This is a genomic window from Rhizobium sp. BK251 (genome assembly GCF_004345245.1).
In the GTDB taxonomy this organism is placed as follows: Bacteria; Pseudomonadota; Alphaproteobacteria; order Rhizobiales; family Rhizobiaceae; genus Rhizobium.
On sequence record NZ_SLUQ01000017.1, the window covers coordinates 61,430 to 82,388 of the forward strand.

The 20,959-nt window shown below is 57.8% G+C and carries 20 protein-coding genes and 4 pseudogenes; 12 read left to right on the forward strand and 12 right to left on the reverse strand.

The genetic code is table 11. The features are described 5' to 3' along the window. Positions 1 to 397: 397 nt before the first annotated feature. From EV286_RS30600 to EV286_RS30610, 3 genes and pseudogenes are all read right to left on the reverse strand, one after another. Complete coding sequence (locus EV286_RS30600) at positions 398 to 922, reverse strand: GNAT family N-acetyltransferase (RefSeq protein ID WP_132961012.1); 525 nt, start codon at positions 920 to 922, stop codon at positions 398 to 400. A 116-nt stretch (positions 923 to 1,038) separates the two neighbouring features. Beyond that, positions 1,039 to 1,290 (reverse strand): annotated as a pseudogene (locus tag EV286_RS32650) (hypothetical protein); the annotation flags it as partial. After that, positions 1,289 to 1,552, reverse strand: coding sequence for a DUF982 domain-containing protein (locus EV286_RS30610; RefSeq protein ID WP_132961013.1), 264 nt, complete (start codon positions 1,550 to 1,552; stop codon positions 1,289 to 1,291). The gene EV286_RS30610 and the pseudogene EV286_RS32650, both read right to left, overlap by 2 nt. A gap of 192 nt (positions 1,553 to 1,744) precedes the next feature. Between EV286_RS30610 and EV286_RS30615 the strand changes: the two genes are divergently transcribed. Continuing rightward, positions 1,745 to 2,200, forward strand: coding sequence for a hypothetical protein (locus EV286_RS30615; protein WP_132961014.1), 456 nt, complete (start codon positions 1,745 to 1,747; stop codon positions 2,198 to 2,200). 239 nt (positions 2,201 to 2,439) lie between these two features. Here EV286_RS30615 and EV286_RS30620 read toward each other — a convergent pair whose 3' ends face one another. Together EV286_RS30620 and EV286_RS30625 are read right to left on the reverse strand one after the other, a co-directional pair. After that, positions 2,440 to 4,341 carry a heavy metal translocating P-type ATPase gene (locus tag EV286_RS30620; protein ID WP_132961015.1) on the reverse strand — a complete coding sequence of 634 codons (1,902 nt, stop codon included), beginning with the start codon at positions 4,339 to 4,341 and terminating at the stop codon, positions 2,440 to 2,442. Between the two features lie 404 nt (positions 4,342 to 4,745). Further along, positions 4,746 to 5,213 carry a pyridoxamine 5'-phosphate oxidase family protein gene (locus EV286_RS30625; RefSeq protein WP_132961016.1) on the reverse strand — a complete coding sequence of 156 codons (468 nt, stop codon included), beginning with the start codon at positions 5,211 to 5,213 and terminating at the stop codon, positions 4,746 to 4,748. 216 nt (positions 5,214 to 5,429) lie between these two features. Between EV286_RS30625 and EV286_RS30630 the strand changes: the two genes are divergently transcribed. From EV286_RS30630 to EV286_RS32655, 3 genes are all read left to right on the forward strand, one after another. Further along, entirely contained in the window at positions 5,430 to 5,702 is a 273-nt protein-coding gene (locus EV286_RS30630; RefSeq protein ID WP_132961017.1) for a hypothetical protein, read from the forward strand. 94 nt (positions 5,703 to 5,796) lie between these two features. Continuing rightward, positions 5,797 to 6,315 (forward strand): Hsp20/alpha crystallin family protein, encoded by a 519-nt coding sequence (locus tag EV286_RS30635; protein ID WP_207909950.1) that lies wholly within the window; start codon positions 5,797 to 5,799, stop codon positions 6,313 to 6,315. 224 nt (positions 6,316 to 6,539) lie between these two features. Beyond that, the gene (locus tag EV286_RS32655) at positions 6,540 to 7,082 is read left to right on the forward strand and encodes an MBL fold metallo-hydrolase RNA specificity domain-containing protein (protein ID WP_245500888.1); all 543 of its coding nucleotides are present in this window, start codon (positions 6,540 to 6,542) and stop codon (positions 7,080 to 7,082) included. A gap of 395 nt (positions 7,083 to 7,477) precedes the next feature. On the opposite strand, the pseudogene EV286_RS32915 reads toward EV286_RS32655, so the two are convergent. After that, a pseudogene (locus EV286_RS32915) lies at positions 7,478 to 7,729 on the reverse strand (transcriptional regulator). A 309-nt stretch (positions 7,730 to 8,038) separates the two neighbouring features. Here EV286_RS32915 and EV286_RS30660 point away from each other — a divergent pair. From EV286_RS30660 to EV286_RS30670, 3 genes are all read left to right on the forward strand, one after another. Further along, positions 8,039 to 8,323: a hypothetical protein gene (locus tag EV286_RS30660; protein ID WP_132961018.1), complete on the forward strand. Its 285-nt coding sequence runs from the start codon at positions 8,039 to 8,041 to the stop codon at positions 8,321 to 8,323. Between the two features lie 100 nt (positions 8,324 to 8,423). After that, positions 8,424 to 9,242 (forward strand): cytochrome b/b6 domain-containing protein, encoded by an 819-nt coding sequence (locus tag EV286_RS30665; protein WP_132961019.1) that lies wholly within the window; start codon positions 8,424 to 8,426, stop codon positions 9,240 to 9,242. After that, complete coding sequence (locus EV286_RS30670; RefSeq protein ID WP_132961020.1) at positions 9,239 to 10,027, forward strand: molybdopterin-binding protein; 789 nt, start codon at positions 9,239 to 9,241, stop codon at positions 10,025 to 10,027. Before EV286_RS30665 ends, EV286_RS30670 begins: the two co-directional genes overlap by 4 nt. A gap of 260 nt (positions 10,028 to 10,287) precedes the next feature. On the opposite strand, the gene EV286_RS30675 is transcribed toward EV286_RS30670, so the two are convergent. Then, positions 10,288 to 11,733, reverse strand: coding sequence for a porin (locus EV286_RS30675; RefSeq protein WP_132961021.1), 1,446 nt, complete (start codon positions 11,731 to 11,733; stop codon positions 10,288 to 10,290). Positions 11,734 to 12,873: 1,140 nt separating this feature from the next. On the opposite strand from EV286_RS30675, the gene EV286_RS30685 reads away from it, so the two are divergent. Together EV286_RS30685 and EV286_RS30705 are read left to right on the forward strand one after the other, a co-directional pair. Then, entirely contained in the window at positions 12,874 to 13,170 is a 297-nt protein-coding gene (locus tag EV286_RS30685; protein ID WP_132961023.1) for a hypothetical protein, read from the forward strand. Between the two features lie 1,423 nt (positions 13,171 to 14,593). Further along, positions 14,594 to 14,689 (forward strand): annotated as a pseudogene (locus tag EV286_RS30705) (exodeoxyribonuclease III); the annotation flags it as partial. Between the two features lie 119 nt (positions 14,690 to 14,808). Here EV286_RS30705 and EV286_RS30710 read toward each other — a convergent pair. After that, positions 14,809 to 15,021, reverse strand: a complete 213-nt coding sequence (locus tag EV286_RS30710) for a hypothetical protein (protein ID WP_132961025.1) — start codon at positions 15,019 to 15,021, stop codon at positions 14,809 to 14,811. A gap of 499 nt (positions 15,022 to 15,520) precedes the next feature. Continuing rightward, a complete protein-coding gene (locus EV286_RS30715; protein WP_132961026.1) occupies positions 15,521 to 15,817 on the reverse strand; it encodes a DUF982 domain-containing protein in 297 nt (98 codons plus the stop codon). A 1,440-nt stretch (positions 15,818 to 17,257) separates the two neighbouring features. Here EV286_RS30715 and EV286_RS30725 point away from each other — a divergent pair. Next, complete coding sequence (locus EV286_RS30725) at positions 17,258 to 17,497, forward strand: low affinity iron permease family protein (protein ID WP_245500889.1); 240 nt, start codon at positions 17,258 to 17,260, stop codon at positions 17,495 to 17,497. A 244-nt stretch (positions 17,498 to 17,741) separates the two neighbouring features. Here EV286_RS30725 and EV286_RS30730 read toward each other — a convergent pair. Next, positions 17,742 to 17,972: pseudogene (locus EV286_RS30730) on the reverse strand (cysteine hydrolase); the annotation flags it as partial. 196 nt (positions 17,973 to 18,168) lie between these two features. Between EV286_RS30730 and EV286_RS30735 the strand changes: the two are divergent. Then, complete coding sequence (locus tag EV286_RS30735) at positions 18,169 to 18,669, forward strand: ferritin-like domain-containing protein (protein WP_132961027.1); 501 nt, start codon at positions 18,169 to 18,171, stop codon at positions 18,667 to 18,669. A 163-nt stretch (positions 18,670 to 18,832) separates the two neighbouring features. Then, positions 18,833 to 20,362, forward strand: coding sequence for a response regulator (locus EV286_RS30740; protein ID WP_281041150.1), 1,530 nt, complete (start codon positions 18,833 to 18,835; stop codon positions 20,360 to 20,362). A 48-nt stretch (positions 20,363 to 20,410) separates the two neighbouring features. Here EV286_RS30740 and EV286_RS30745 read toward each other — a convergent pair whose 3' ends face one another. Both EV286_RS30745 and EV286_RS30750 read right to left on the reverse strand, forming a co-directional pair. Beyond that, complete coding sequence (locus EV286_RS30745) at positions 20,411 to 20,650, reverse strand: hypothetical protein (RefSeq protein WP_132961028.1); 240 nt, start codon at positions 20,648 to 20,650, stop codon at positions 20,411 to 20,413. A gap of 86 nt (positions 20,651 to 20,736) precedes the next feature. Continuing rightward, on the reverse strand, positions 20,737 to 20,959 hold a 223-nt coding region (locus EV286_RS30750; protein ID WP_132961029.1), incomplete at its 5' end, for an SDR family oxidoreductase.

A 20,959-nucleotide genomic window follows, 5' to 3' on the forward strand; every position in this document is an offset into this window, starting at 1 on the left:
AAGGGCGTCCAGCTAGTCTTCCTGAAATCGCGACATGAAATCTAGGGGAGCTACGTCGGAGCAGATACATTCAGAACAGATACCGAAAGCATCCTCGTCAAACTGATCCCTGCCCTTTCTTTGATGGCAGCAATCGCAGACGACAGTCCCGCGGTGAGAAAACCTCGCCGGAGGTAGGATCTCGACAAAAGGACTTTCTCTCGCACTATTGGCAGGTTCTGGCATGAAAACCTCCCTGAATCCTATCGGGTATGAGATAGGTGAGGTCGGGGGCGCTTTCCAGATCCCGCGTGTTGGAACCGCAATTCTGGTTGTCTACGCTGCGCATCCATATCGACGGGAGGTGGCTATCTTGTGCAATCTTTTGGTCGATACCAGCACCAATCACAGCGAACAGCTACATGATGAAACTGTCGTGTTCAACCGGCCGCTTCATGAAGACCTCGGTGTGCTTTATCGCGTCCGGAATGTTTCGAAACGGTGGGCAGGGTGTGAAGCCGAAAGCTTTATACAGCGACACCGCACTCTTCATATAAACCGTCGTATGAAGCAGCACCGTCGATCTCGGCCCCTTGTCGGCTTCGGCCAAGATCGCCTGCAGGAGTGCCTTTCCGATTCCGCGCCCTCTAAACGCTGAGTCCACATAAAATTTGTGGATTTCAGCCGCGCCGTCGTCGAACGGTGCAAGGGCAATGCACCCTGCTGGTTCGCCATGCCATCGAGCCAGCAGGAGCGAAGCGTCCGCCTGACTGTACTTTGCTGCCAACGCCTCGTTGTCCTCACTGTGGAAAAATGCCGCTACGACCTCCGACGGGATGTCATAGTCGCGGCATGCCTCTGCATCCCAGGCGCCAAACATCCTGCACAACTCGCCACTGATGGTAAAATCCTCGGCAGTACATGCCCTCGAAATCGTCAGCATTTGCATGTCCCCTGAATCAGTCCGACATTTATACGCACTTGCTAATATTTTGGGCAGGTATCCACGCCTCAAAGAACGCCAAAAGAAGCTACAGCAATCAAATTCACGCACTTCCCTTACACCAATGCCTGCTTTGCTCCTGCGATAACGGCGTTAGACAGATGCCGTCGCACTAAAATAACTCTAGCCACAGTGGCAGCCTCGATCACCGCCACGTCGATGTTCTTCATCGTCATCATTGCGTCGAACGCTCGGTTTGCTTCACTCTCGCCTGCCCGCATGGCATCGATCAGGGCGCGCGTCGTGATATGCCAGGAAATGCACCATCAATCTTTGTACCATCCGCATTCGCTTTTCTGACCGCCGTTAACTGACTACAGATATGTAGGAAATACGGACCTCGTCCGCTGCCCGCATGAGTGCTGTTCTAACGGAGTCAGGCGGGATTTCGTCGTACAAGCATCGAAGGCAAGCGTAGACTGCGGCAACGTACTCTTCACCATCGTCGTCTGGCCAGTCGGTCATCAGGGTCTCCGCGGCCTCTATAACGGTCGTGATGACTCGATACTTTTGCTTGCCCCTTCCAACCAGCGTAAGAGCTGGAAACTGATGCGATGTGTATCCTAACATTCCACGTTACCCCAGCTGCGCCTATATATTAGGAACCACGCAAGAACCATTCCAGTTGCGGTGGCCGACGAGATCAGGCGGCTGCCTATCATGGTTCCCAAAACCTGTTGACATTACAGAATTCTGGAACATAATGAGAACACTCCGGCGATAGAAGTCGTCAATCAGGACAATTAGCGGTGGAGAACGACGGTGCAGAAGCAACCGAACGATGGCGAAGCTGTGCTCACTGGCGTGCCCGTGGCGCCGATACACGGGATCTACTGGGGGCCACTCGCCCTATTCAAAGCAAAAGACGCCCACGAGGGGATGACGAAGGAGATCAAGGGGCGGACTGATATCAGGCTTCTCACGGCAAATGTTCACGACAGGCAAACTGGAGCGTTATCAGGCAGGTTCGACATCGCAATCGGCACCCACTCGAGCGAAGGGTGCGCGATGTACCGCTCCCTGATGATGGTGAAATCGTCTGGCGAAATGCATGACATCGCCACTCCGCCTCTTTGGTACCAATTCAAGGATCCTGAGGATGTAATCGCGAAACTCTACAGTTTTCTCACCAGCATAAAGTTCTTCGAAAACCTTGATACCTATGCCGATCATGCGATCCGTCTCAGCGAAGCCGAGGCGAGCGGACAGGTTCATTAATTACATTGGCGCGTGACGCTTGCGCCCGGTCCCGGCCATAACACGTCTGCTAGTCTGCATCCCGGCTGACACCCGCCAACATCGGTGCATGAGCAAACAACAAACAGAAATCTTTATGAACGCAATGATCGAGGCTGGCAGCAACATCCAGGCTGTCGGCCGAGAAGTCTATGTTCGCACTTCGGTGCGAAGTCAGACCATGCGATGCACCATGTGGACATCCGAATGCGAAAAACTCCTCACGGTTGAACCCTTTTCTGAAACGCTCGACTCCCCACTGCGGGTGTAGGTTCGGTCGTCTCGGCAGGAAAGATGCGGAGCGCACGCAGCGCATTGAGTATGACCGCAATGTCAATCGCCTCCTGGATCAGCGCGCCCTGGACAGGAGTGAGGTAGCCCAGGGCTGCGGCGACCATGCCGGCAACGGAAAGCCCGATGCCGGCCACCACGCTTTCGAGCGCGATACGTCGCGCGCCACGTGCGATCTCGACGCCGGCTTCCAGCGGGTCCAGGCGGTCGACAAGCAGGACCACGTCTGCAGTCTCCGCCGACGCCGCCGCCCCACGCACGCCCATGGCGACGCCGATGTCAGCCGCGGCAAGAGCCGGGGCGTCGTTCACTCCGTCGCCAACCATCATCACCGGGCCGCGTTTGCGCTCGGTCAGCACCAGCAGCACCTTCTGGTCAGGGGTGAGGCCGGCGCGAATGCCGTCGAGTCCGAGCCCCTCGGCGATGCGTTTGGCGACCTCTTGACGGTCTCCCGTTGCCAGCAGTATGCGGCTGACCCCCTGTCGGCGCAGTCTGGAAAGCATCCTGTCGGTGCCATCCCGCAGGGGGTCGGCCATGATGAGGTGGCCCACGAGCTTACCGTCGGCGCCGACCGCGACCAGAACTGATCCCGCTGCCAGGGCGGGATATTCCGCTGCCGTCATTCCCAAACGGCCGGTCACGAAGCTATGCCCGCCCACGACGACAGGGCGGTCTTCTACCAACCCCACCAGTCCTTCGCCTGGGATTTCGGCCACCTCTCTCGGAACCGTCAGTGTCAGCCCCCGCTCGCGCGCCGCTGCAACGATCGCCTGCGCCACCGGGTGCTTGGTGGCCTGATCGAGCGCCGCTGCCAGCCTCAGCACCTCGTCCACCTCCATTCCTCCATGCGCGTCGATTGAGACGATCTGCGGCCGCCCATCGGTAAGCGTGCCGGTCTTGTCGAGGATCAGCGTGCGCGCGCGGGCCAACGCCTCGAGTGGTCCGGCCCCCTTGACCAGTACGCCGTAGTGTGCGGCGCGCGAGAGACCCGCCACCAACGCCACGGGCACCGCCAGGATCAACGGGCACGGGGTCGCCACCACCAGCACGGCGACGGCACGGATCGGGTCGCCGGTAAACGACCAGGCCGACACGGCGATCGCCACGGTAGCCAGCAGGAAGGCCAGTGACCATCGGTCGGCGAGCCGCGACATCGGTGCCTTGGAGGCCTGAGCCTGTTCGACAAGTCGCACGATGCCGGCATAGGTGCTGTCCTTGGCGGGTCGCGTCACGACAAGGTCGAATGCATCGCCCGCATTTGTCGAGCCGCTCATCGCTTCGCCGCCGTTCGCCACCTTCACCGGAAGTGACTCGCCCGTCAGTGCCGAGGTGTCGAGGAAGGCGGAAGCGGACGAGACCGTGCCATCGACCGGCACTACTTCGCCCTGCCGGATAAGCAGCCGGTCGCCGGGTGCGATAGCGTCGAGCAGCACATCTTCCAGCGCGCCATTATGGTAGCGCGTTGCCGTGCGGGGCACGCGCGCGAGCAAGTCTCGCATCTCGCGCCGCGCGCGGCCCTCTGCGAAGCTTTCGAGGAAGGTGCCCCCGGAATACATGACAGCGACGACGGCGGCTGCTAGCGTCTCGCCGAACAGAAGCGCTGCCGACATCGAAAGCGCCGCCACGATGTCGAGCCCAACCTCACCCCGAAGCAGGCTTCGCAGGATTTCGACCAGGAGCCCTGCGAGAACCGGGACCGCGCCTGCGAGCCAGACAATGGAGGCAAGCTCAGGCCTGCCGCTCCCGAAAGCCAGGACGAGACCGCCAGCAAGGCCGCCCAGCGCAACCACCAGGAGCGCCTTCTCCAAGCTGCCGCCGGTCGAATGCTCCATTCTTTCTATTCCCCTCCACTACGCGTACGGACTTGTGTCCGACCCGGCCCATAAAGACTGTAGTGTGTTCACCGCAAAAAACAGCAATAGAGCCACAATGCCGACTTTCCGACCCAAAGCACGGCCCTTCGCCGGATCAAGCGCATGAGCACGATCGTCCGGATATCAGCCGTAGCAGAGCCACTTGGACGCAAGAGGACAGGCCATGTCGTGGTTGACTGGCTCAGGCAACCGTCACCACGAGCGCCATTCACGCGAAGGAGCCGTGGCGCCGATAACCATGCGGAACGCTTGAATCTAACGATGCGGAATCGCCTTCTGCAAGCGTAAACGTCTCCCCATCCACCACCGCGATTCGGGCGACTCAACGCAGATTGTCGGCACAGAGCTTCAGTCTTGGCTCGCTACGCAAGCTGATCAGTCTGGGCGGCAATTCGGCCCGACACCTCATCCATGAAGATGCAATAGAAGAGGTGCGGGGAAGCGTACGCCAGCGGTACTGCGTCAGGCGTCAGCGAACCCATTTCCCACCAGTTCAGGCGTTTCTCGAGCAAGGACCAGGCATGTATCCGTTCCTCGTGCCAAGTGTCGTCGTCTGGTAATTCCTGGAAACGTCCATTCAGCACGACGCTTCTCCAACTGCCCTTTGCAGGCCAATCCTCGATCTGCAGGCAAACCTTTGGGTTTCGGCGCATCCATTCCACCTTGCGTCCCGGCATTGAGAAGCTGTACGCCACCCTTGCTTTAAACGCGAAGTAGATCGGCACAACATAAGGTTGCCCGTCGCTGCTGCACGCAAGGTGGCCGTAGTGTGCGCCCTCTAGCATTTCCAGGCATTCTGCCGGTGTCATTTTCCGAAGTGTCATTGACATGTCGACCGCTCTCCCGTTTCACCGCCTTCTCGGCTGTGACCTTCTCAGCGTAGCTGCCTGCATGGCCTGAAACGGTGACGACGCCGTTTACAGCGACACCAATATTGAGGGTCCCAGGATCGGATCGCAGCCGAGTTTGTCGATGATGTTTTGACATAGCTTGAGATCACTTAGTCACATTCCTCCATTGTGACGTCGTTCGAGGGTTTTGCGTCCATGATCCGTCTCCTCAATCAGGGCAGCATTGCGTTTGATCAAATCCGACGAAATTTCGCAGAAGATCGCCATTGCGATCTGGGAAGAGATCATGGGCCGCCCAAGGGCATTACTTCGGACATGTCGCTGACGTCGTTTGCCGCTGCGAGAGCGCCAATTGGGCATCGCTGGATGACGGTGACAATTGTTGTCGCATTTCTCGGCACGGTTGCCATTGAGCGATATAGCCGGGCGCAGCAACGCCCTTCTTTGACCGGGATCAAAGTCTCATGAGTTTGAGCGTGCTTTTATAAGTGGGCTCGCGATTGAGCAAGGCATCGGCAAACGGGTCCGAGCAGGATCCGTGCCTTACATACAGGAGATGACCATGTCCGGCACATTCCCCGTTAAGACAGAACCCAAAACCGCAACTCCGTCACAAGCAAACTTCTCTCCGTTCGAGTCGCTTCGTACTGAGATCGATCGTCTATTCGACGACTTTGGTCCGTCGTCCTGGCGCCCTCTGGCCCGCCCCTTGCTGGGTCGCCTTTCCAGCGCGTCGAAGGACTGGGTCGTGTCTCCGGCTGTTGACGTGGTGGAGAAGGACGACGCCTTCGAGATCACAGCCGAGGTTCCAGGTCTCGACGAGAAGAACATCGAGGTGAGGCTCGCGAACGGCCTGCTCACCATTCGTGGCGAGAAGTCCGAAGAAAAGGAAGAGAAGGACAAATCGTACCACATTTCAGAACGCAGCTATGGCTCCTTTCAACGAGCCTTCCAGCTGCCGGAGTACATCGATAGCGAGAGGGTGAACGCCAGCTTCGCAAAGGGTGTCTTGAAAGTGACTCTTCCCAAGACTCCCAATGCGAAGAGTAACGACAGGAAGATAGAAATTTCGGCTGGTTGAAGATCGCTCTGGGTGACGAACAACCCCGCTTTCATACGGGCGCTCAATGCCTCGAACGTCAGATCTACCGAGATTGTCGAGCAGTCGAAAGCGCTTAATCTGATGCGTGGATTTCAGATCATCACCGCTGCGGGTAGCATGTGTGAAACGGGCACATCCAACACCGTTTGCCCAATCGGCTCTGGCCGCCGGAATACGCCGTGCTCCCTGTAGGATTCCAGGCTGTGGAAAGGCTTGGTCGAATTCTCCGGGACTGCGCCTGCGTGGTGCGCATTCCGGGCGATGAGGTCAAGATGAGTGCGGCGGTGGAATTCGACGCGTGCAGCGGTCACGCCGACGCCAGCGACCTGGAGAACTGGGTCGCGGCCCGCAAGCCGATCGAAAAAGGAGTCTTCAGGGTTCACGGGAACCGCCGGCGCGTACGGCCCCGCCGCTCGATCCAGAGCAAGACACAGTCAAGGCAAGGGAGAATTAGTATGCTGTCCACTGATAGGGACTACAGGCCGGGAAGCGAACATTTCGCCGTTCCCACCATGGGCGAAGTCGAAGGCAAACTACTGGTTTCCGAAATTGTCGCCGTCGCTTGCTTGCAGGAACTCCTGAAGCATGAGCACGCCCCCGTTGTCAGAAGGGTGCGACGCCGCATCCAACGAGATTTGAAGCATAGATGCAGCGCGCTGAAACTCTGCGCGGACGATGAGAAAACGACTGCAGACTACGCGTTCCAGATTTTGAAAGCCGCCATAGTAGAGGCTCGCTCCCAGTAGGGGTCACTGCCTAATCGACGTCGACATGAGCAAGGAAGTCGGACCAGATGGACGTTACGCGCCCGCCTTCTAGCTTTCTGGATGACCGCTTTTGACGCGAAGGAGGCGCCCGTCTCACGACGCCCCCAAGCCCAAAGCGGTCGCCCTATACAGTTGTTACTACCTGCGGCCCGGCAAGAAGTCCACTTCTGGGGATTTCTCCTTGTCGTTCTCATGTGAACTTGTTTGTCTGCACCTGGGCCATATCGCCCTCTCCTCGCACAACCGTCGCAAGTGGCTAGGCAAGCCGGTGATGTAAGTCACCGCCTGCTCCTCGTCCCATTTTTCAATGGTATCCCGCCCGATCTTGTCCTGAGTGGCGTCCGCCCGCGGATAGAACCGATATGCAAGCATTTCTAGCCGCGCTGGTTGCGATGGATGACATCCCCGGCTGTGACCGTGACAAATTCACTGTCATCGGCCCGTATGGCCGGTGCAAGCTCCTTTTGGAGCGCATCCCATCCCTCAGCACGAGTCTGCAAGTCGCGACGGATCAATGCGCGAATGTATTCGCGGGCGTTCTCAAAAAGGCCGTGGTCGCCAATCTACTGCTGGATGTGGTCTTGCAGCGCACCGCTGACCTTCACATGAATGCTACCTGACACCATCGGCACTATCCTTTCGTTACATCCTGATTTGGCTGATGAGCGGGTAAATAGCTGATCGGCCTAAGAAAAATCACCGCTGTAGCGTACGCCGTGCTTTCATGCAAACACGTGACGTTTTCTTCAAGACGGGGGCTTTGTCGCCAACGAAACTCTGACCGCTGCCGGCGTTCGCCTCCGGAATAGTCATACGGTTTGGCGCGCGCGGGTATACGTCCAGCGAAGGTCGCTCGGTCCGCAACGATCGGAAGCTGCGGCAATCGTCTTGTACCGCAATGGGCACATGCCCACAAAAAGAAGAAGAGAGTAATCATGACCAACACGAGATTCCTTTCCGCCTTTGCCGTCCTCGCCTGCCTCGTCCCGGCCTCCGCGAGCTTCGCCCAGGACGCGATGGCCCCGCATCCCATGGAGACTAGCGCGATGGCTGCCAACACGACCAATTGTCAGTCCGGTCAGCGCGCAAACTGCGATCATCGCGCGGCCTCCGGCGCCATGGGAGGCAGCGCGATGGCCACGCACGCGACGGGTGCCATGGATCACAGCGCGATGTCCGGTGGTGCGATGGCTGACGATCACATGAAGCCGCACAAGTAGTCGACAGTATCCAGGCTGCTTGCGCAGTTGTCGCGGACCGGCAACCGCGCAAGTCGCCGTCATCTCGATCTGGACCAACGCTCTTCAATGGAGAACGCGTATGCGCCAACTGGTCTATCGGCAGTCGATCTGGACCCGCATAACCCACTGGACCTGGGCTGGTTGCCTGGTCTTTCTGCTGATGTCGGGCTTGCAAATATTCAACGCGCGTCCCGATCTCTATATCGGGCAGCAGTCGGGATTCGGCTTTGACAACTCGGTGCTTCGGATGTCGGCCGTCGAGACTCCAACTGGACCGAAAGGGCAAACGGAGCTGTTCGGCCACCAGTTCGACACGACGGGAGTGTTCGGTGTAAGTGGGCCAGTATCGGATCGACAGTTCCAGGGATTCCCGAGCGCGTTAACGGTTCCTTCCTACCGCGACCTCGCTACCGGGCGCGTCATTCACTTTTTCTTCGCTTGGTTGCTGGTTGGGACGCTGCTGTTGTGGCTCGTCGCTAGTCTTCTTAACGGACATGCGTGGCGAGACCTCCTGCCGAAGGGTCGTGACCTGCGCGCGTTGCCAAATGACCTCATCTCCCATCTGCAGTTTCGGTTCAGTCACGGTCAGCGCTACAACCCGCTACAGAAGCTGAGCTATTTCACGGTCATTTTTGCACTCTTGCCCCTCATGGTGTTGACGGGGCTCACGATGTCGCCCGGCATGGACGCGGCTTGGCCATGGCTTCTGGAGATTTTTGGAGGGAGGCAAACTGCCCGTTCCGTTCACTTCGCTGTCGCATGTCTGCTGGTTCTGTTCTTCCTCGTTCACATCGCGATGGTTGTCGCGGCAGGGCCGATAAATGAGCTGCGCTCAATGATCACGGGCTGGTATCGCGCAGGCCTGGATGTCGAGTCGCCTTCGGAGAAAGAGAAATGATAAAGCAGAAGCTTTCCAGGCGTCGGTTGCTTGGGCTTGCATCGGTGGCCGGGTCGTCATTGGCCCTGGCCGGATGCAGCAACTTCGATTTTCTCGGCGATCAGGACGACAGTGTTCGCGAAATATTAGCCAGCGCAAACGATCTCACTTATCGGATGCAGCGCCTGTTACTTGGCAACACCTGGTTGGCACCGGAATACACCGAGGCGGACATTCGCCAGGAGCAAAGGCCAAATGGAACGACCGCGATCGACACCGACGAATACAACCGCCTGGCCGGCGAAGGTTTTTCCGCCTATCGGCTATCGGTCGGTGGATTGGTTGAAAGGCCGACGTCATTTTCCCTCGCCGGACTGCGCGATATGCCATCGCGCACCCAGATCACCCGCCATGACTGTGTGGAGGGTTGGAGCACTATTGCCAAATGGTCGGGTGTTCCGCTTTCGTCGGTGCTCGACCAGGTGAAGCCGCGCCCAGAGGCTCGGTACGTGGTGTTTCACTGCTTCGACAACTGGCAGAGCGGCGACACTGAGGTTCAGTTCTACGGAAGCATTGATCTTATTGACGCGCGACATCCGCAGACCATCCTGGCCTATGCGATGAACGGAGCCCCTCTACCGGTTGCAAACGGAGCTCCGCTCAGGGTCCGCGTCGAACGCCAGCTCGGATACAAGATGAGCAAATTCATCAAGTCCATTGAATTGGTCTCGAGCTTTGCCGACATTCAAGGTGGTCGCGGCGGGTATTGGGAGGACCAGGGATACGACTGGTACGCGGGCATATGACAGGCAATCGTGGGGCCACATTGCCGATGCGTAACCAGCCTGGCTTTGGCTTTAGGGCGTGTCGATTGTTGATTTCCGCTGCGAACTTATCGAGCGCGCTCAGTGAGCATGAGCATGAGCATGCACGTGCCGTCGGCCGAGGGATGCCGTGAACGCGCGATTACGAGCGTTCACGGCATGTCGCAGAAAGGAGTGAGAAGCTCCGCAGCTCACCTCAAGCGCACCACACGGGTGGTAAGGCTTTTGACGTCAAGGCGTTTTCAAAACGCGACCTGCAACCGCATCTGGAAGATATCCGCGTTTCCGTCGTCGCCGCCCAGGCTGCCAGCCGTCGGGTCGGCCCATGCGTGGATGTAGTTCGCCATCACGCGGGCGAAAGGCTCAGGATACCAGTTCAGGCCCAGCGTGACGTCTTGCTGGAAGCCTCCCTGAATATCGTGGCTGTCGAGGTCGATGGCGGAGTAGCGGGCGACGGCTTCGAATACCCCGGCCCCGCCTTGTGTCACCCGCTGGTCCTTGCTGGGCTGCACACGCTTGAATATGCCGATCTCGGTCGCGGTGTCGGCCTGCAGCACGTAGGGCGCTGCATTGCCGTTGATGACCCAGCCTCCCTGTACATATCCCCCCTGGAAGAAGGCGTCGGGTTTCGTGTCCCGATCGACCTGCGTTGCGATGTATTCGCTCTGAATTCGGAAGGGACCATTTGCCCAGGCGAATTCCAGGCCCAGGCGGCCGATCGAGTTCGCATCCTTGATGTTGCCCGTCTTGACGAGGTCGGCATCGAAAAGAAAGCTTTCCGGCGTGGTCGAGAACGAAGCGCCAACATCGTTGGCGAGCGAGTGATAGTTGGCGGAAACACCGAAGTGGACAACCTCGTGGCTGGTCAGGATCGGTGCATAGGTCGCACGGATCGTCCCCTCGATGCCGACACCGTCGACGCTGTGGTTTATGTTGCCTCCGAAGACGCCCCCGGCAAGTGTCCAATTGTCGCCATGCGTGCCGATGGCTGCACCCGTGTTACGCCCTGCGGGCCCGGACGCAAAGGCGGTCGGAAGCGAGCGCTCCATGAACATGATGTCATTGTTGGCCGTGAGCACATCGAGGCTGAATGGCTCCTTGAAATTGCCAAGCGTGATGGTGAATGGAGAAAAGCCCTTGTAGGTCGCGATCAGATTGTCGACTGGAGTCGTGTCGCTGCTGAAGTCGTACTGCAGCGCGAAGATCAGGTCGTCATAGATCGTCAGTTTCGGCTCGAGCCAAGCCCGCCGAATAGCGGCATGCTTGGGAAACTCGTCCGTCACCGCCGAGCTGCCTCCAGACCCAAAATCACCTTGCAGACGACCACCGAGGTGGAATTTGATGCCGCCGTCAGGAGATTGCACGGTGAAACCGTGGTCGTCGACCGTCACCAGGCGGTCGCCCTTTTTCGCTTGAGTGGCTTCCTGTGCAATTGCCGGACTGCCCAAGATCGAAATGGCGGCGCTGGCCCACAGCGCCCGCGAAAGGCAATGAGCTTTTCTCACAACTCCCCCGTCGACTCGTGTTCTGAAAACGACTTCATCAAGACCCGCACTATACATTGATTCAACGAATGTTCCTCTATCTTTAACCTGGGAAGCGGAGGTCGCTTCTAGTGCTTTGCCTCTCCCGGGAATATTCCCCCTGAAGGGAGGGAATTGAGGTTCATCGATGGCGACCTTGCACAAGTCGCCCGCCCATCGGGGCGGCGAACCAGCACAACGTCCACGATTTTCGGGTTCAGGAAAGCCCCGCAGCCGAGAGGTGCGCCTGCCACAGATTTGCGTGGAGAGCGGCAAGATCCTGATCGAGATGCATCGTCGTCGCGCTGTGCCTGCAAGGCATCGATTCCTCGAGTGGCGATACTCTAGCGCGACGACGCACGGATTTTCTCGATCAAGGGAGGGGGGCAGGACGGCGCGGAAGAGGTTGAACGCCTGAGAAAATGGAGAAACGAGTGCCGCGATAGCCACCGTTCTAACGCATTTGTGATCGTCTGAAAGCGCCTTCACCTTGCCGCATGCTATTGCAAAACCTATCCTTTCCCAAATAAAAAGACTGGGGGGATCATGCTCAATCGATATTGGACCCGAGCAATCGTCGTCACGCTTCCCGACGGATCTAGTCGCAGCATTACGTGTGGCCGCGAGGCCGCAAACTTGCTCCTGGGGCAATGGCCAACAGACGATGGCGCTTTGCGCGAGCGCGCGCTGCAGGCCTGCTATAGCCTCGACAAGGGCATGGCGTCACCGGAGGCTGCCCGTCTGGCTTTCCTGGACGCATGCGTCGAAGCACGGATTTGGGCAGTGGGATAATCAACACGTTTTGACGTCGTGAGGGAACAGATCAGGGCGCCCTGCGTTTGCCCCATGTTCATATCATCACGTCCCGGACTGCCCCGCTTTGCCAGCGGGGCTTTTTTCATCCGCACCGGATGGCGTAGTGCCGATGCCGTAGTCAGCCCGGGTTCCTCGCTCGAACGGTGGTCTTTCAATTTGCGATTCGATAGCTAGCGTAGCGCCGTTGCGTTAGCCCTCAGCGACGCAATATGTTGGCGACTTTGCCCTGCTCTTTGCGAGCGGGGCATTTTTGCTTCCAAGTAGCCAGACACAACGGCCGCCGTTATGCTGCGTTATGGTGCAGATCCACTCACCGTCCCGCCCGGCGGATCAACCCTACCGGTTGCTCGATTGCCAGCAAGCGATCGAGCTCGCGTTTCAGGATTTGGTGGAGAAGGCGGCGCGGCAGGGATGGAGCGAGGAGGAAATCCTTGACGCTCTGATGGAGCTTGCCGAATACAGGTTGCTCTACGGGCGGGCGGATGCCCCATGACCAGGACGACGGACTTCGTCGCCGAACTGATCCGGGCCGCCAACGAGATCGACAAACTGACACCGCTTGAGTGTCACCGGCTCCTCGATCGCGCGGCGTCAACCAAATGGGCACTGCGAGATTTGCTGGACGCTACAGGCAAGGTCGTACCGATAGAGCGAGGCATCGGCAGGGAACAGCCGCAGCTGTCAGCAATGCTGCACAACATACCGGACGAGATCGTGGCCCACGCCCTGCTGCATGCCGCCGACGAGATCAGGCGGTTGCGCATTCTGGTTCACGAGGAAGGGTAGGCCAGTGGAACAAAGCCGTCAGGTCGCTGTTGATGTCTGATGGAGACCTCGATGAGCTATCACGCCAATGACAACCCGAAACCACATCGAAATAAAAGCTTTAGCCGATCGTCCCTTTGGACCGGTTTGGCGATTGTCATGGCGCTTGTTGCTGTCGGAGCAGTCGCCTGGACGTTTTGGAGCGTTGACACCGACCTCGCTACGGCGGCTTCTGCATCGTCACTCACCCAACCGGAACCCAAACCGGCTCTGACTATTCCTGCGCCGAGCCCAGACGCGCCCGCAATCAAACCTGCACGACCCTAGAGCTGGCTATGCTGCCGGACCTCAACCGGCGCTTCACGAGCGGCGGCAATAAATGCCAGACGCGCCTGCGCCGGAGTAGACAGACCTTCCTCCACGGCAGAGCATATTTGAAGGGCCGCAAAGAAGTGACGCCCGCTGGTCGTCGGCCACCTCGTCAGCAGTATGTCCAGAGCTTCGCTGGCAGTGTTCACGGGGACGCCATCGCCGCTTTTGCTGCACTCCACAACCACGGCTCCACCCCAATCCACGCTGGGCATCGATAATCCGCCAAACTGCGCCTCTTCGAATGCCATGTAGAGGCCAACGGGGAAGGTCAAGACGCACTAGCGATGCGTTGCAGCGCGTGATTGAAAAGATAGACCTTTCAATAATCCACAAGTGGCGTAAACTGGAAACGTCGGCCCCACAGACTATCGGCGGGGACCGCTTGGGAGTTTATACGCGCTCTTGACGGATAACGGAGGGCACGACATCCTCCAAACTCTCATCTCATTGTCAGACCAGGAAATTGAACTCGTGATCGGCGCGGTGCGTGAGTGGTGCGCTGAGAACCATTGCGAGATCGATAGCAGCGAAGGCCGGCGGGCTATGACTGCCGCAGTCGACGTGCTCCAAGCCAGCCCGTCCCGGAGCGTGTTTCTGCAGGAACTGTCCCAGCGGATGGGTGCTTAGGCACTTGGAGTGAACCCCTCGGGCTGGACCAACAGGGCCGAAAAAACTGATACGTTCTGTGGGCCTCAATCGGAGAAGGCTCATGAAGTCACGAGGTCCATACCGCCGGCATTCGACGCAGTTCAAATTGCAGCTATGCCAGGACATCCGCAGTGGCGTTGTTGGACGCCGCGATGCCCAACGCACCTATAGCGTCTCAGCCAATCTCATTCAGCTTTGGCTGACGCAGTTCGACCGCGGCGAACTGAATGACGAGGAAGCCGAGGCCAGCGTTGTCGCTGAATACGAGGCTCGGATCGCCGCGCTGGAACGCAAGGTCGGCCAGCTCACCATGGAGTTGGACCTGGCCAAAAAAACGCCGCGCCCGTCAACCGTCGGCGACAACGAGAGGTCCTTCATCGTCACCGGCCCACGGCCTGCTCCGTCAGACGGGACGCCGGTCTTCGCAACTGTCCGCAGGAAGCCGAGAAGCTGGGACCACACGAGCGACCACGCACCTGTCATGATCGAGCTCGATCTCCCAAGGACGGAGGGCAACTGATACAGACTGCCGAAACTAACCGGTTCCCCGCCCAATTCTTGGCATGTCATGCCGCGCTCATCTGGTGATGGTAACCCCCGCGGCATATTTCCATTCGGCCTACGAAGGGTTAATACGAGCTAGACGTCGCTGATCGACGCGAGATGGACCTCCACTTCACGTCGGCGCTTTTCGTCCATCGGTTCGATGTTTTCTCTCCAGAAAGCCTCCGCTTCCGGGGTATCCTTCTCCCATTGCCTCGTAGATACAATGTTATCGTCGATCTTGACGAGCTTGCGTCCGCCGAGTCGCATGTATTCTTCAGCGATCTTAAACGACTGGGTCTTCTCCATGACGTTTCCTCCTTACTCATATAAAAAGAGAGGATCGTCCAATTGTTCCCGCCTGCCGAATTCGCTGAGGGCCTCTCCCGTTAAAATTCCGGCCTGCTAACCCCGAAAGACCCGGCGGTTTATTCGAGAACAGCGTTCAAGGCTCTCGTGAACAACGCCTCCATTAGCTGCCACTCTTGGACTCGATATGGAATAGCATCCAAAACTTCCGGCGTCGCTCTTTTACGCGCTCACATGTCGGGATCGTCTCGGACCTCGAGGCTTGGATGAGGTTCTACGAGTCATCGAGACCTTGGACAAGTTCCTCGGTGAGGACAGCGAACGCATCTCCCTGCGGGTGCCCGAGAGAGAACCGATCACCGAGACTGAGCACTCCAGCGTGCGAAGACAACAGCGCTTGAAATGACCGCGTTCGGTACAGCGGCGGCCGCCGAAGCGTCTACGACTGTACCGCCCTGAGCAAAGGGCACCTTCGACGACGAAGAGCCATGCTGCCGGTCTAAGCGCTTCCGACATTGCGGTTGCGCGCCATGACAAAAAAGCTGGAAACTCCTCCAACCTCGGCAAGCATGCCCGACTTCTTGACAAAGCGTTCGAAGTTCTCACGGACGGCGCTTAACGGAAACGCTCCCTGGGCGGCCTTGCGGCAGGCTCTGTACAGCGTCTCATAGGCTAGGTCACGGCGCTCATGCGGCCAGTCGTCGAGGAGATCAAACGCTTCTTCAAGGCAGGTAATCTCGTCTATGAAGTGCGAGCGCTGCACATAGACTGCGCGATCAAAAAATGAAGGAGCCATATTCCGCCTCCGCTATTTTGGCCGTCCGATGGTTCAAAAATTACGAAAGTGGACTTGATGTTCAAGGCGGAAACTGCGTTGCGACGCAGCAATTCGAAAGCAAAATTGGCTGCGCGAGCGTGGAGCCACTGCCGGTTGCCCTCCTGACCCGGGAGACCTTTCTGAGTAGGTCAAAGGATAACCCTTGCTGTTTCATGCACGTATTTGACGATGGAATCCTTCTGCGCCTCTTGTTTAGGAACGGCCGGCGCAACTTTTGGGATCCGCGCCAATCCTCCAGATGACGGCTCGGCGGTGACGAACAAATTTTGGCCGACAGCCTGAATGTTTACCACCCGCACCGATCATCTCGCTCAAAAAAGATTTATGCTTGTTGTTTGCTCGGCCGTACAGACAGGCGGCGCTTGAGATTGGCGACTCGCGGAAGTGTTAGTTTTCGCAATGTTGGCTTGGAACCTAGAAGCCTCGTCGCTGTTAGAAAAACGGGTCGAGTAATCTGGGAACACCGTCCCTCAAATTGGGGTCGCCAGTCGACCTGCCCCGGCGCTTGCCTCTTCCGTCGGGGCTTTCGTATTTCTCAACGGTGCCCGGAACAGACGGGCTGGCTTTGAGTTTTCGAACCTGCGGCCGGTCCATCAAGACGTTTTCCGGCGGCCGCTAAGGCCCCGATGCTATTCCAGGCTTTGGTGTCGGGGCCGCTCCGTTGATGAATGGGAGTTCTCGACGCTCTCTGCTGGCAACTAGGCAGTGGCGATCAACATTGTTGCACGCGCGGCCATAACTATGAGACCCACCCAATTGCTCGTTATGCCCAGGAATCCAAGGCCCTGAGCACGAGGTTCCAATGTCGAAGTAGTGTCGTTTGCCGCTTCGCGGTGCCGATCACTGAGCGGCCGACTGGCGAACGCCTCCCAAACCAGGAGAAGAATTCCGAAAATTACGAGACTTGTGCCTACCGGGATTTATCATCACGATCAGCCCTCCTCGTTGGTTTGCTAGATTAGATTAACTTTCCACAGCGACCAGCGTTCGGCCGATGCCCCGATCGTTTTTCTCGCACAGCAAGATAGCTGGTCTTCGGAGGGATTCGCACGGGCGTCGTTGGGGGAAAGGATTGGGCCGATGGAACCAATCACAGTATTGCGCGTTCTCTCGCCGTTCATATCATGATCTTCTATCAGCCCCGCCTGGCAAGCGGGGCTTTTTTCGTCGGTTGAGACCTTGTACCGCGCCTGGGTGACGGTTGGCGAAAACTTGCGTCGCTCCTCGCGAGCGGATTTTTTATGGGAAGAGTCGGCTGATCCGGAGCCCATGCCGCCCAGGCTACTGACGGTTCCCTATCCCATCGTGCCAACTCCGAACTCAAGCTTCTGTACGCCGACGTGGCAAGAGTTAAGGAACGTACGAGATCCTCTCACATTTATAGGTGCGGAGATTGCCATGCGACTGATTGAAGAACACTTTCCCAGACTTTCCGAGATTGCGGTAGCGGTAGCTGGTCATCAGATTGCGGTCGCGACCGTGGGCGTGATGACTGTTGGATGGACGTCAGTCGGTATCGCGGCCGGATTTCCAACCTGGTGGTTTCTCTCTGCTGACACGGTTGGCACGGTGACGACGGTTCTCATCCTCCTTCTCGTCCAGCACTCGCAGAGCCGAGACATGCAGCTCTGCAGATAAAGGTCGACGAACTCGTGCGGTCGAGCGGCGCAGGTAACCATCTGATCGGCTTGCACGAGCGCGCGCCTGAAGACGCCGACGCGTTGCTGGAAAGCAGACGACAACAACCTCAGGCTTGAGCGGTAGCGCCCTGCGCCGCCTTCTCGTCGGCAACGTCTTCGACACATACCGCCTTCGGCCAGCGTCTTGCTCATCTTGTGAGGGAGGATGAGTTCATCGAGCTTGGCTTGAAGAGCCTTGCCATCGTCAATTTGTCGAATACGCGTGCCGGCGGAATAAAATGCTTCAGCGTCGGCACGATGTCGAGCAAACCCGGATCGAGTTGCTCGCGGGTCATTGTCCGCCATTTCTCGTAGTAAGCCAGCCACATTCCCGACATGTGTTCGGGCCGTTCCGGAGTGATGAAGCGAGTGAACACCGTCCTATGCGCATGCCGATGGGTGATCTCCTCGACCTGGGGAGACACTTGGCGCATCTAAGGCACGTGCCAAGGCGTCTCCTCGGCGAACATCCGCTGCATGTCGATACAAAGGTGCATCCAGTTCCCACCCATCGATTTGCTCCGCTTCCGTTCGACTTTCAACGCGTGAAGAGGTTTCGGCTTCCTTCCGGAACAACTCCCAACACCCGGCGTTAATTTCCCGCAAATTCCATTGCCACAGGAGGAGACGATGGCAACGACGAAAACTCTTGACGATCTTTTCCTTGATACTCTCAAGGACATTTATTTCGCCGAAAAGCAGATCCTGAAAGCCCTGCCGAAGATGGCCCGCGCCGCCCAGTCTGAAGAAGGCAAGGCAGGATTCTTGCACCACCGCGACGAGACCCAGGGGCAGATCGAGCGCCTTGAGCAAGTCTTCGAAATTCTCGGCAAGCCAGCCCGCGGCAAGACCTGCGAGGCGATCCAGGGCATGATCGCCGAGGGAGAGGAGATCATGGAAGAATTCAAGGGATCGGTTGCGCTCGACGCCGGCCTCATTTCCTCGGCCCAGGTGGTCGAACACTACGAGATCGCCCGCTATGGCACGCTCATCGCCTGGGCTGGCCAGCTCGGTCTCAAGAATGCCGTTCCACTGCTGCAGGCAAACCTCGCCGAGGAAGAAGCAACCGATAAAAAGCTGACGAAGCTCGCCACATCCCAGGCGAATGCCAAGGGCGCCAAGGCCGCCTAAGTCCCCTACTCAAGTCCCCACAAGCGACGTCGGCTTGGGATTCGAGCTCTACGAGCCATCGTCCGATCCGTCGGGAGGCAGTGCGTCCAGGCACGAACCATCCCTGACGAGTGTCGCTCCATCGCGCACGAGGGAAGCGACGGCAAATGAGGAGCTATCGGAGATCGCGCGAGAGAGCCTTCGCGAACGCAATCGCGTCTGGAAAAATTCGCGAGACCTGCTTGCCGTGATCGATACGGACGGTGTCTTTCGAGATGTTAGTCCCGCATGTCTCCGAATCCTCGGTTACCCTTCCGACCAAGTTACCGGCAGAAAAGTTCTCGACTTCGTGTGGGACGACGATCGCGATCAGATCAAACCCGATCTGAAATCGGCGATCGAGAACACCCACACCGCCTTTGAGATTCGCATTGCCCACCGAGACGGATCACCTCGGGTCGTGTCATGGATGACCTCGCGCGAAGAAGACCGCATCTACGCCTATGGCCGGGACGTGACATTTGAGAAACGACAAAAGACAGCGCTCGAAGAAACGGAAGCCCAGCTTCGGCAAGCTCAGAAAATGGAAGCCGTTGGGCAATTGACTGGCGGTATCGCGCACGATTTCAACAACATGCTGACCGGCGTTATAGGGGCGCTCGCAATTATAAAGCGCCGAATTGCGGCCAATCGGCTGGATGAGTTGGATACTTTCATTGATGCGGCGACCAAATCTGCGCACCGAGCTGCGGCTCTAACGCATCGTCTTCTCGCGTTTTCGCGCCGGCAATCGCTGGATCGTCAGCCTGTCGATTTGAAGCAACTCGTTGGCTCTATGGAGGACCTTTTCCGCCGGACACTTGGCGAACAGGTGGAATTGCTGATCAACGTGACGCCAGGAACCTGGAAAGCAGTTACTGACGTCAATCAGTTTGAAAGTGCGATCCTCAATCTTGTCATCAACGCTCGTGATGCAATGCCGGATGGCGGCAAGCTCACGATAGAAACCGACAATGTAGTATTCGCAGAAACAGACCTTGCGCGTGGTGAAACACTGCTGCCCGGCAGCTACATTGTGCTGGCGGTCAGCGATACCGGAATAGGAATGTCGCAGGCAACGATCGAGAAGGCTTTCGATCCTTTCTTTACGACAAAGCCAATTGGCCAAGGGACGGGCCTCGGTCTGTCGATGATTTATGGATTTGCCCAGCAATCAGGGGGCCATGTTCGAATCTATAGCCAAGTCGGCCTTGGCACCACGATAAAACTCTATTTGCCGGGTAGCCCCGAAGAAGCGTCAGCTCCGAAGTCATCGTCTGTTTCGCAGTTCGTTCCACCTCGCGGCGAAGGAGAAACAATTCTCGTCGTCGAAGACGACGAGGCGGTACGTATGCTAGTGGTCGACGTGCTCAAGGAGCTAGGCTACCGTGTGGTCGAAGCCATTGATGGCGCTGAGGCTCTACCTATCATCGAGGGCACGCGACGTATCGATCTGCTGATTTCGGACGTGGGACTTCCCGGCCTCAACGGCCGGCAGCTTGCGGAAATCGCCATTGGTGCGCGTCCCTCGCTAAGAGTTCTGTTTGTCACGGGGTATGCTGCGACGGCAGCATCACGTGCCGATTTCCTTGCTCCTGGGATGGACATGATTACAAAACCTTTCTCGATCGATGATCTCGCTCAGAAGGTACGAGAGATTTTGACGGTTCAGTGAGTTCTCGCGGACGACCGATATAGCCACGGCGCGGCGAATGAGCGCCGCTCACGTTTGCGCGTACGAGATCGTCAATTCCAGCGAGAGCTTTGCAATGGGTATCCGTTGCGCGTTGCTTACTTCAACGGAAAGACGCTTTCCACTCTGCTCAGGAATGCCATCGAGCGCCATTTCCGCCAGAAGTCTCTTCGCTTCATGAATTGCCGACATCAGATCTGGAAAATCATATCCATTGTCGCCTAGCGATACGGTGTCGAGATCCTCGGTCTTAAAGTAAAATATGCTCATCGCCTGCCTCCGCCAAGCGGAAACACACGTGCGCTCTCGAAGTTCCGAAACCGCCTTCCATAGCCCAGATTTCACATCCAGTAAGCCTATCGCGTTGGAAGGATTTCACCGGTGATGTAGCTCGACATCTGCGGTGATGCGAGGAACACGTAGGCAGGGGCAATCTCTTCCGGCTGGGCGGCACGCTTCATTGGTGTTTTCGAACCGAACTTCGCGACATCTTCTGCTTCCTTGTCAGATGGATTGAGAGGCGTCCAGACAGGACCCGGTGCGACGGCGTTCACGCGGATGCCCTTGGCAACGAGCTGC

Bases quoted from the DNA above. Each gene is read 5' to 3' on its own strand.
- EV286_RS30635 (WP_207909950.1), top strand. From the start codon at position 5,797: ATGTCCGGCACATTCCCCGTTAAGACAGAACCCAAAACCGCAACTCCG.
- EV286_RS30745 (WP_132961028.1), bottom strand. From the start codon at position 20,650: ATGAGCATATTTTACTTTAAGACCGAGGATCTCGACACCGTATCGCTA.
- EV286_RS30725 (WP_245500889.1), top strand. From the start codon at position 17,258: ATGCGACTGATTGAAGAACACTTTCCCAGACTTTCCGAGATTGCGGTA.
- EV286_RS30715 (WP_132961026.1), bottom strand. From the start codon at position 15,817: ATGGCTCCTTCATTTTTTGATCGCGCAGTCTATGTGCAGCGCTCGCAC.
- EV286_RS30610 (WP_132961013.1), bottom strand. From the start codon at position 1,552: ATGTTAGGATACACATCGCATCAGTTTCCAGCTCTTACGCTGGTTGGA.
- EV286_RS30600 (WP_132961012.1), bottom strand. From the start codon at position 922: ATGCTGACGATTTCGAGGGCATGTACTGCCGAGGATTTTACCATCAGT.
- EV286_RS30710 (WP_132961025.1), bottom strand. From the start codon at position 15,021: ATGGAGAAGACCCAGTCGTTTAAGATCGCTGAAGAATACATGCGACTC.
- EV286_RS30735 (WP_132961027.1), top strand. From the start codon at position 18,169: ATGGCAACGACGAAAACTCTTGACGATCTTTTCCTTGATACTCTCAAG.
- EV286_RS30630 (WP_132961017.1), top strand. From the start codon at position 5,430: ATGATCCGTCTCCTCAATCAGGGCAGCATTGCGTTTGATCAAATCCGA.
- EV286_RS30620 (WP_132961015.1), bottom strand. From the start codon at position 4,341: ATGGAGCATTCGACCGGCGGCAGCTTGGAGAAGGCGCTCCTGGTGGTT.
- EV286_RS30685 (WP_132961023.1), top strand. From the start codon at position 12,874: ATGACCAGGACGACGGACTTCGTCGCCGAACTGATCCGGGCCGCCAAC.
- EV286_RS30625 (WP_132961016.1), bottom strand. From the start codon at position 5,213: ATGTCAATGACACTTCGGAAAATGACACCGGCAGAATGCCTGGAAATG.
- EV286_RS30660 (WP_132961018.1), top strand. From the start codon at position 8,039: ATGACCAACACGAGATTCCTTTCCGCCTTTGCCGTCCTCGCCTGCCTC.
- EV286_RS30670 (WP_132961020.1), top strand. From the start codon at position 9,239: ATGATAAAGCAGAAGCTTTCCAGGCGTCGGTTGCTTGGGCTTGCATCG.
- EV286_RS30665 (WP_132961019.1), top strand. From the start codon at position 8,424: ATGCGCCAACTGGTCTATCGGCAGTCGATCTGGACCCGCATAACCCAC.